12 protein-coding genes are annotated in these 9,690 nt (G+C 39.5%); 10 read left to right on the top strand and 2 right to left on the bottom strand.

The genetic code is table 11. The features are described from left to right. Positions 1 to 96 precede the first annotated feature (96 nt). The 9 genes from erm(G) to BLW31_RS23370 all read left to right on the top strand — a co-directional run bounded on the left by erm(G) (position 97) and on the right by BLW31_RS23370 (position 6,198). On the top strand, positions 97 to 831 hold the full coding sequence (gene erm(G), locus BLW31_RS23415; protein WP_010537156.1) for a 23S rRNA (adenine(2058)-N(6))-methyltransferase Erm(G): 735 nt from the start codon (positions 97 to 99) through the stop codon (positions 829 to 831). A 353-nt stretch (positions 832 to 1,184) separates the two neighbouring features. Continuing rightward, the gene (tnpB, locus tag BLW31_RS23405; RefSeq protein WP_007897433.1) at positions 1,185 to 1,535 is read left to right on the top strand and encodes an IS66 family insertion sequence element accessory protein TnpB; all 351 of its coding nucleotides are present in this window, start codon (positions 1,185 to 1,187) and stop codon (positions 1,533 to 1,535) included. A 54-nt stretch (positions 1,536 to 1,589) separates the two neighbouring features. Next, complete coding sequence (locus BLW31_RS23400) at positions 1,590 to 1,796, top strand: IS66 family transposase (protein ID WP_008144451.1); 207 nt, start codon at positions 1,590 to 1,592, stop codon at positions 1,794 to 1,796. Beyond that, positions 1,753 to 3,108 (top strand): IS66-like element short variant transposase, encoded by a 1,356-nt coding sequence (locus BLW31_RS23395; protein WP_007897432.1) that lies wholly within the window; start codon positions 1,753 to 1,755, stop codon positions 3,106 to 3,108. Before BLW31_RS23400 ends, BLW31_RS23395 begins: the two co-directional genes overlap by 44 nt. A 512-nt stretch (positions 3,109 to 3,620) precedes the next feature. After that, positions 3,621 to 3,806 carry a hypothetical protein gene (locus BLW31_RS23390; RefSeq protein WP_007897431.1) on the top strand — a complete coding sequence of 62 codons (186 nt, stop codon included), beginning with the start codon at positions 3,621 to 3,623 and terminating at the stop codon, positions 3,804 to 3,806. Next, positions 3,799 to 4,053 carry a DNA cytosine methyltransferase gene (locus BLW31_RS23385; RefSeq protein WP_007897429.1) on the top strand — a complete coding sequence of 85 codons (255 nt, stop codon included), beginning with the start codon at positions 3,799 to 3,801 and terminating at the stop codon, positions 4,051 to 4,053. Before BLW31_RS23390 ends, BLW31_RS23385 begins: the two co-directional genes overlap by 8 nt. A 22-nt stretch (positions 4,054 to 4,075) precedes the next feature. Continuing rightward, positions 4,076 to 4,945, top strand: a complete 870-nt coding sequence (locus tag BLW31_RS23380; RefSeq protein WP_007897428.1) for a nucleotidyltransferase domain-containing protein — start codon at positions 4,076 to 4,078, stop codon at positions 4,943 to 4,945. Continuing rightward, a complete protein-coding gene (locus BLW31_RS23375) occupies positions 4,926 to 5,666 on the top strand; it encodes a class I SAM-dependent methyltransferase (RefSeq protein ID WP_007897427.1) in 741 nt (246 codons plus the stop codon). Before BLW31_RS23380 ends, BLW31_RS23375 begins: the two co-directional genes overlap by 20 nt. Before the next feature lie 37 nt (positions 5,667 to 5,703). Beyond that, complete coding sequence (locus BLW31_RS23370; RefSeq protein WP_029425405.1) at positions 5,704 to 6,198, top strand: HD domain-containing protein; 495 nt, start codon at positions 5,704 to 5,706, stop codon at positions 6,196 to 6,198. Positions 6,199 to 6,357: 159 nt separating this feature from the next. Here BLW31_RS23370 and BLW31_RS24605 read toward each other — a convergent pair whose 3' ends face one another. Continuing rightward, a complete protein-coding gene (locus BLW31_RS24605) occupies positions 6,358 to 6,810 on the bottom strand; it encodes a hypothetical protein (protein ID WP_007664626.1) in 453 nt (150 codons plus the stop codon). A gap of 1,008 nt (positions 6,811 to 7,818) precedes the next feature. Between BLW31_RS24605 and BLW31_RS23345 the strand changes: the two genes are divergently transcribed. After that, entirely contained in the window at positions 7,819 to 8,019 is a 201-nt protein-coding gene (locus tag BLW31_RS23345) for a hypothetical protein (RefSeq protein ID WP_007837439.1), read from the top strand. A 153-nt stretch (positions 8,020 to 8,172) separates the two neighbouring features. Here the strand turns inward: BLW31_RS23345 and BLW31_RS23340 are convergent, their stop codons facing one another. Beyond that, positions 8,173 to 9,459, bottom strand: a complete 1,287-nt coding sequence (locus BLW31_RS23340) for an IS1380-like element ISBaov1 family transposase (RefSeq protein WP_007664617.1) — start codon at positions 9,457 to 9,459, stop codon at positions 8,173 to 8,175. Between the last annotated feature and the right edge of the window lie 231 nt (positions 9,460 to 9,690).

The following is a 9,690-nucleotide window of genomic DNA, read 5'->3' as shown; positions in this document are numbered from 1 at the left end:
CGAACCGAAAGTTAATTAGTCATACTATCAAAGAACTCTTTGGCTGGCAGCGTAAAGCCGCTTAGCCGTTATCTCAAATTTTAACGAACCATTGTAATGAACAAAGTAAATATAAAAGATAGTCAAAATTTTATTACTTCAAAATATCACATAGAAAAAATAATGAATTGCATAAGTTTAGATGAAAAAGATAACATCTTTGAAATAGGTGCAGGGAAAGGTCATTTTACTGCTGAATTGGTAAAGAGATGTAATTTTGTTACGGCGATAGAAATTGATTCTAAATTATGTGAGGTAACTCGTAATAAGCTCTTAAATTATCCTAACTATCAAATAGTAAATGATGATATACTGAAATTTACATTTCCTAGCCACAATCCATATAAAATATTTGGCAGCATACCTTACAACATAAGCACAAATATAATTCGAAAAATTGTTTTTGAAAGTTCAGCCACAATAAGTTATTTAATAGTGGAATATGGTTTTGCTAAAAGTTTATTAGATACAAACAGATCACTAGCATTGCTGTTAATGGCAGAGGTAGATATTTCTATATTAGCAAAAATTCCTAGGTATTATTTCCATCCAAAACCTAAAGTGGATAGCGCATTAATTGTATTAAAAAGAAAGCCAGCAAAAATGGCATTTAAAGAGAGAAAAAAATATGAAACTTTTGTAATGAAATGGGTTAACAAAGAGTATGAAAAACTGTTTACAAAAAATCAATTTAATAAAGCTTTAAAACATGCGAGAATATATGATATAAACAATATTAGTTTCGAACAATTTGTATCGCTATTTAATAGTTATAAAATATTTAACGGCTAAAAACAATAGGCCACATGCAACTGTAAATGTTTAGTTATAGGTAGGGTAGCATAAGTTAAAATGCTATTCTGCCTTTTAAAAGTATGGTATACATTCGTAAGCGTCCAATAACAAGGTGTATCGCATCTATCTAGTCCTCCAGTTATACTGTATTCAAACAGAAGATTGGAGGTTTTTTATGATGAAACAACCCATTGTCCCTCTAGCGATGCCCAAAACTGGCACGCAACACTTTAAACAACGAACTAAAAATGAGCTCTTACTTCGTTGTAAAGTGGGATCGATTGAGCTCAGCTTTTTCTCATCACTTGACGTATCTCAACGAAATGAAATTTTAGAGAAGGTGTTCGCTTATGGGACTAAACTTAAGTGATCTGGGGCCCGTCTACATTGTTTGTGGGAAAACGGATTTACGAAAAGGAATCGATTCACTGGCTTACCTCATTCAGTCACAATTCGCTTTAGACCCTTTTTCAAAATCCGTCTTTCTTTTTTGTGGTGGAAAAAGTGATCGATTTAAAGCCCTCTACTGGGATGGTGAAGGCTTCTGGTTGCTTTATAAACGTTTTGAAAATGGACAACTAACTTGGCCAAGAAATACTACGGAAGTTCAGGCTTTAACGCCTGAACAAGTCGAATGGTTAATGAAAGGATTTTCTATTACACCTAAAATTTTAGAGAGTCAAAGTCGTCATTTCTATTGAAATGTCGGCTTTTTTTCGCGTATAATAAAGAAAAATCTTGAGGAGTTAACGAAGATGTCATCATCAGAAAAAACGATTGAAAGACTGACAAAAACAATTGAAGCAATGTCTAATGAACTTGCGCTTTTACGTGAACAAGTCGCTTACCTTACCAAAAAACTTTATGGTAAATCCTCTGAAAAGCGTGACTATAACCAGAATCAATTGAGCCTGTTTGATGACGTGGAACTGCCTGAAGAAGAAAGTGACTGTCCCAGGTAACTTAGAAGAAGAAACCATTACTTATCGTCGGAAAAAAGCGAAAGGCAAACGACAAGCCATTTTTCAGCAATTTAAACCAGAGGTCATCCACCATGAATTGATGGGAGAGGCTTGTACCTGTCCAGATTGTCATGAAAGGTTAAAAGAAATCGGCTCGTGTGTGCAACGACAAGAATTAATCTATGTTCCTGCACAGTTAAAACGAGTGGATCATATTCAGCATGCCTATAAGTGTGTTGCCTGTAGCAAGAAAAATGCGACAGATAAAATCATCAAGGCCCCTGTACCCAAAGCGCCCTTGGCGCATAGTCTTGGTTCAGCTTCTATTATTGCGCACACCATTCATCAGAAATTCACACTGAAAGTGCCAAACTATCGACAAGAAGCGGATTGGCAGAAAATGGGGCTACCGATTAGCCGTAAGGAGATAGCTAATTGGCATATCAAGTCTAGTCAGTATTATTTCGAACCGCTCTATGAGCTACTACACGAAAAATTATTAACACAAGACCTTCTTCATGCGGATGAAACAGCTTATAGAGTTTTAGAAAATGAGACTCCCTTGACTTATTACTGGACATTCCTGTCAGGAAAACAAGCAGCACAGCCAATCACGCTCTATCATCATGATCAACGCAGAAGTGGCTTAGCTGTTCAAGAATTTCTCGGCGAATATGATGGCTATGTTCACTGTGATATGTGGTCAGCGTATCGCCAACTACCTAAAGCAAAGTTAGTAGGTTGTTGGGCACATGTACGCCGAAAATTTTTTGAAGCAACGCCGAAACAGGCAGATAAGCAGTCATTGGGGCGCAAGGGATTAGCCTATTGTGACCAGATGTTTTCACTAGAAGCCTCTTGGGCTGAGCTGCCTTCAGCTGAAAGATTGTGCAAGCGCAAAGAAAGATTAGCGCCATTGATGACAACGTTCTTTGATTGGTGTCGCAATCAATCAGTGCTCCCAGGATCGAAGTTAGGCCGTGCGATCACCTATGCCTTGAAATATGAGGAAACATTTAAAACAGTTTTAACAGATGGTTCCTTAGTATTATCCAATAATCTGGCTGAGCGTGCGATTAAAGGATTAGTCATGGGACGTAAGAATTGGCTTTTCTCTCAAAGTTTTGAAGGAGCCAAATCTAGCGCGATCATCCTGTCACTTTTAGAAACTGCCAAACGAAATGGCTTAGACTCAGAGAAATATCTCACCTATCTTTTGGAGAAGTTGCCAAATGAAGAGTCTTTCGCAAAAAAAGCAGCTCTAGAAGCTTATTTGCCATGGTCAGAAACTGTACAAGCAGATTGTAAATAAAGAAAAGAATCTCCAAAGTCGAGTGACTTTGGAGATTTTCAATATACCTCGTTATTGGGCGCTTACATACATTCCAGAGAGAGATTGGATATGTTCCCGTATACCGATAGTGCCAAAAGCGAAGTGGATATGTTTCCGAGAACGGACGTACTCAAATGACATTCATTCTGTCCTCTCAAGCCATGTGGAGACGGTTGTTCTTCTGTCAAGGAATCAGTAAAAAAGTCCTAAAACAGCCTATAAATAAAGGGATTTCGAGAGATTTGCCGATTTTGGCAGTCTCCTGGGATCCCTTTTTTCGTGTTTTGACAATAGCGTCATAGTCTGCCTTTTGATAGGTTGAGACAAGAAACTACTTTTTTGACGATTGAGACAATAGGACTATTGTCAGGTTAAAGTCCGTTTTTTGGTACAGATGGCTTGATATTATTATACTGTCCAGAGTAGCAAACCGATTGATTTTAGACTAAAAATAGGGTAAAATTAGTCCATCACTAGAAGGAGAATGGGATATGGATGAGAGAATATACTTAGACACCTATCTTTTGCAGCAGGACATGCGAGTTCGCTTGCCGAAGTCGGTAATCTCCAATTTAGGGGTCGAAAAAGGAAAAACAAAGTTTGATATTTATTTGGACTCAAAAGAGCATTGCTTAATATTTAAAATCCACGATGAGGAGAAGTCTGAAAATGAGTAAAAAACTTATAGCCGTTTCCCTGTTTACCGGAGCCGGTGGCATGGATGTAGGCTTTGAACGACCCGGGATTAAGGTTGTATTTGCAAATGAGGTTATGAAAGAAGCAGCTCAGACTTATATACTGATTGATTTCCGTGCCTTCTATGGCTTGGATAAATTTAGCTTGAAGCAAATCGACCAGTATGTTTGGCAGATCGGGAAGGATTACTTCCCGAAGAACTACGGAAAGAAAGTATTTTGTCTTTAATCGATAAAAGGAGTGTGTTCGTATGGTAGATAATGTAATTCAAATAGTAACAGAGAAATTATCTTCTTTGCCTTGCATAGAAGGCATTGTATTAGGGGGCTCACGTGCAAGAGGCACCCATACAGAGGATTCTGATATAGATATCGGAATCTATTACAATTCAGAATCATTTGACCTGACAGCGATTAATCAAATTGCTACAGAATTGGATGATGAGAATAGAAACGACCTTGTTGTACCTCCCGGAGCGTGGGGGGATTGGGTTAATGGCGGCGGATGGTTAGTTATAAACGGGTATCATGTTGACTTGATTTTACGTGATATAAAACGGGTGGAACAAATAATCAAAGATACGGAGCAAGGAATTGTTACTGCCAATTATCAGACTGGGCATCCCCATGGTTATATAAGTGCTATGTATCGTGGAGAATTGGCGATCAGCAAGATACAATATGCTAAGAATGAAAGCTTATGCGAATTAAAAAATCAGGCAGAAATTTACCCTGGTGCTCTAAAGAAGAGCTTGATAAACTTTTTTATATTTGAAGCAGAGTTCTCTTTAATGTTTGTAAAAGCAAATGCGGGAGCAGAGGATAAATATTATATTGCAGGCCATGTTTTTCGTATTATTTCATGCTTAAATCAAGTACTATTTGCATGCAATAATGCTTATTGCATTAACGAAAAGAAAGCTATAAAACTGCTTGAAACTTTTGAATATAAACCTGAAAAATATGCCGAAAGGGTTAATCATATTTTTGAAGTACTCGGTCTTTCACTTTTTGAATGCTACGATATGACCGAGAAGCTTTATAAAGAAGTGAAAAAAATTGCAACGGAGATAAATAACTTTTTAAACGAGGGGAATTCAGATGAAAGAAAACAAATATGATGATAATATATTTTTTCAAAAATACAGTCAAATGAGTCGCTCACAGCAGGGACTAGCCGGTGCAGGAGAATGGGAAACATTGAGAAAGCTGCTGCCGGATTTTAAAGATAAGCGTGTGCTTGATTTAGGATGCGGCTATGGATGGCACTGTATTTATGCGATGGAACACGGTGCTTCTTCTGTTGTAGGTGTTGATATTTCTCATAAAATGCTCGAGGTAGCCAAAGAAAAAACACATTTTCCACAGGTTGAATATAAATGCTGTGCTATAGAAGATGTGGAATTCCCAGAGGAGAGTTTTGATGTAATATTAAGTTCACTTGCGTTTCACTATGTAGCAGATTATGAGATTTTAGTAAAAAAGATATATAGAATACTGAAGTCTGGTGGTAAGCTAGTTTTTACGGTTGAACATCCTGTTTTTACTGCCTATGGAACACAAGACTGGCATTATAACGAAAAAGGAGAAATACTGCATTTTCCGGTGGATAATTATTATTATGAGGGCAAACGGACAGCTGTGTTTTTGGGAGAAAAGGTTACAAAATATCATAGAACACTGACCACATATCTAAATACACTGCTTTCAAATGGTTTTATAATAAATCAGATTGTGGAGCCGCAGCCGCCGGAAAACATGATGGATATTCCGGGGATGCAGGATGAAATGCGCCGTCCCATGATGCTGATTGTAGCGGCCAACAAAAAAATGGATAGATAGAACTAAAACACCTATAAGGTATAAATGGAGGCAATTTGTGTTTAAAGAAAAAATTATTATAGAGATGAAAGAAGTATTCAAAGAGATTCCTTTTGGCATAGAGCATACTCTTAAAGTTTTGAAAAATGCAGAAGATATAATGAACGGAGAAAATATCGGAGAGGAAGAAAAAGAATTCATCAGTATTACTGCTATACTACATGATATTGGTGCGGTTGAAGCACAAAAAAAATACGGTTCTATTGATGGTGTCTATCAAGAAAAGGAAGGACCAGCAGTAGCGAAAGAAATATTAAAAAAGGTAGGCTATAACAAAAATATTGATAGAATATGCTTTATAATAGGCAACCATCATACTCCATCTAAAATTGATGGACTTGATTTTCAAATACAATGGGAAGCTGATTTGCTTGAAAATTTAACGGTTATGGATAAAGAAAAAGAACAGGAAAAGATAAAAAAGTGTATAGGTGAAAACTTTAAAACAAACACAGGAAAAAGGATAGCTTATAATCGCTTTATTTTAGATTAGTAGTAGATTATTACAGTTATGTATTTTACTCAAGTTTCGGATTTAGGTTTTATGCAGTCTGAGCGATCAGTTGCATGGCCTTGAACCTGCGGTTATCCCGTATAATTTGCTCCATCAATTCGTTCTCGTCAATGGTAAAAATCTCAGCCACGATTGCTATTACATCAATAATGATTGACCAGATCTTTTCCACGACGGTGAGCTCGTGTACGCCTTCATATATATCGGCGAACAATCCTCCAATGGTCTCTTCACCATGCTCTTCAGGCGCTCAAGCTTGGATACGAAATACTCTTCCTTGCGTTTTTCGGTCTGGCAGTCTCTGTCACGCTTGCGGTTGTAGCGCCTCTCGCGCTGCCGGGCCGTAAGACCTTGTTCCTTGCCATCGACCTTCCCTCTCTCGCCGTGAATCGAGAAGTCCACGACAAATTGAGAGCGGCCGTCGCTCCAGCACAGGGCCAGCAGCTTGTAGCCGAGAATGCACCGCTGAAACACGTGCGAGAATATCTTGCCAATACACTCCATCCTCAATCCGGTCTTCGGCAGGTCGGAATCATCCACAATAAGCACTGCCGGAAGATGGCTCTTTTGATAGTCTTTCCTTATGGTCACGGCCTTGATGAGATGACAGGCGATGTGCCAGATGATGTTGCTAGTCTATATTGTCCTTGGCCATAAACGAATAGAGTAGGTCCTTCTTACCCCCGAACAGTTTCGAGATTGACGATCCGGCATAATGAGAAAAACCCGGGACGGCCATAAACGGCAGAATCAATATGATCTGGAAAAGTTGAAGGTTGGTAAGCTGACAGTTCTCACGTTTTTTCCCTCCGAGATCTTTGTCTGAAATCCTCATCCCCTCAAGGAGGGTCATAAACTTGGAAAATGCGGGATTGATTCGTTTTCCCGTGAAAAAGTTGCGGATCTCCGATGGAATTTTTGTAATTTTGCTCATGGCTTTGAGTGATTGTAATTAGTTGTTTGGGCACCTCTAAATTACTAAATTTCCGTGACATACGGAAATCCTCAAAGCCTTTTTTATGCCCAAATCTATCCTCTCAACCTAAATCCGAAACTTGAGTAAATTATAATTATGAGATGCTACGTGCTTTTGTTCAATATACCCTAAACGTCGATTTAAATGCGCCTGTGATAAAGGATTTAGTTGAAAAGTATAAGGATATAGAACAATTTAATAGGAGCATAACAGATAAATACGTTGCAATATGTAAACGCTTTTAATATTTGAATTTAGCCGTTTATGTAGAATGAAGGTGTGCAAACAAACAGACCCTGAAAAGGGTCTCACCCCCGTTAACCGCAATGTCAAAGACTTGCGGATGGCCAGATGACTCCTATACATCCGACCCCAACGGGGTCGAACCATATAATCTGTAGAAAGGTTCGACCTCCGTTGGGGTCGTGGATTGGGAAGGCACTTCGACCCGCACATTGTATCATGTGCGGTTACTTGAAGTTCGACTCCCGTTGGGGTCGATGGCTCGTCGTTATTCTGAATCTTAGCAAATCCTCTCTTTTTTAATGAACTGTGTGCTTGATCACTGAAAATAATCCTTATTTTTGCCACGAGAGTTTTACGAAAGATAAATAGATAAAGTATTGGAAAAGAAACATAACTGTCAGCAGTGCCCACTGAGGCGGCGATACGACCGTTCACCCAAGTCATTGTTGGGTCGTTTTTGGCGATGGCACATCAATTTCTGTCCGGGATGGAAAGCCTATTTCCTGTCGCTGAGCGAAGAGGAACGGCATGTATTGAGAAAGCAATACGCTTTTCATAAGCCTCAAATCCGCAACTAAGTCCTTCATCGTCCTATTTACGTGTACACGTTCTCTCATTACTGAATTATTAGATAAATTGAGGCTGAAATACCCACTTCTGCCTACAATACCCCCTTACCCCACAATGCGACTTGAGACAATACGCAGTATCATACCCATAAGTTGTAGTCGTCATCCAAAATCAGTCTGGAATACATCTGCGTAAGCATTATTACAGGTATAGATATTCAGCACATACCACCTTGATGTTCTGATCCATTTGGCTGGTACAGAGACAAATCTGAAGACAAACGCTTTTATGCGACTTGTTTTATTGGGTCCGAACCTCTTTACGTCAAGTCTTTGGATAATGACCTTGTAGAAGTTACGGATAAGTGCTGTAAGAAGAAGGAACACTGTGTTCTCTGCCATGAAGGATTTGGGCAATCTGGACCATCCGAAACCATTGTTCATGTCATCGAAGATGCGCTCCTTTCCTCCGCGGAGGTTATAGAACTCGACAATCTCTCTTACGGAAGGCTCGTAGTCGTTGGTCAGGATGCAGCGGTATGTGTATTCTCCTTCCCAGAGGTCAAGCTCACCGTCCATCCGTTTCCGCCTTTGAATCACAAGCCGGTATGTCTTGCCTTTCCACTTCTCTACAAGAATGGAATTCAGCTCAAACTCAATGCCGTTGATTTCTCCCCTCTTCCAGCCTCTGAGAGCGAAGAGGTCATTGTAGAGCGAACTACAGCGGTTGGCACGGATATAGAAGGTCTTGCAGTGGGTGGCAACCTCTTCCACGATCTCTTCAGAGCACGAGCCGCAATCAGCTCTGAAACGATTGATAACAAGATTGTTCTGTTCAAACCTTTCGAAGAATCTCTTCAGCGTGTCCTTCTGATGGAAACGGACGTTTGTGTTGCCGTCGCTGTTCTCAATGCCGACAATCAAATCTCCAATAACCGCCACACCTGGTCGATAACCAAGGAACTTCTTGTATGTATGCTTTGCATCATATTTCTCTGTTTCTATGAACTGGTGGTCGAAATCAACATCATACATCTCACCCTCTTTCAGCTGACCAGCTGCACACATACAATTGAGCAGTAAGGTATTGAGGGTGTCAGCCGTATTGAAATCGTAGTTCTTACCCGTATCTGACGTGTATGAAATGTTCTCCTGCGTCAGTTCCTTTATCGCTCTGAGGATAGTGTCAGAGCTGCAGGTACGAAGTGTCGGATGAAGCGAGAGATGGGGCATCAAATGAGTTGTGACATCCTCAATACATGAGCCGCCACAGAAGTAGATGCTCATGAGAGAACGGATGATTTCGCTGTATTGATAACCATACAGCCTGCATCTTAGACCGAGGGTTGTGTCAATTACATATGACAATGTGGAGTCAAATTGCTCCATCATTGCAAATATTCCTCCAAAAGGAGTGAGTTTCTCAGATTTTATTGCTTTCTTTGCCATGTCTGTCGGGTTTGATACATATTTTGATTTGCAACACTAAGATAGGTGAAAAATCTGACATGACAAAATCCTGAGCAACTTTTTGTTGCTCAGGTACTTAAAAAGTTATATTTATAATAGTGTTGCGGAATTAAGGTATTATACATGACGATACAAAGAAAGATAAATTTCACTCAAATGGAGCGTTACGGTACCCATTGTGAGCAGACCTACAGAACGAACTTCAACCGT

The organism is Bacteroides faecis MAJ27 (assembly GCF_900106755.1).
Lineage (GTDB): Bacteria > Bacteroidota > Bacteroidia > Bacteroidales > Bacteroidaceae > Bacteroides > Bacteroides faecis.
Note: the sequence above shows the minus strand (reverse complement) of the source record. Positions and strands in the feature narration are given on the sequence as shown.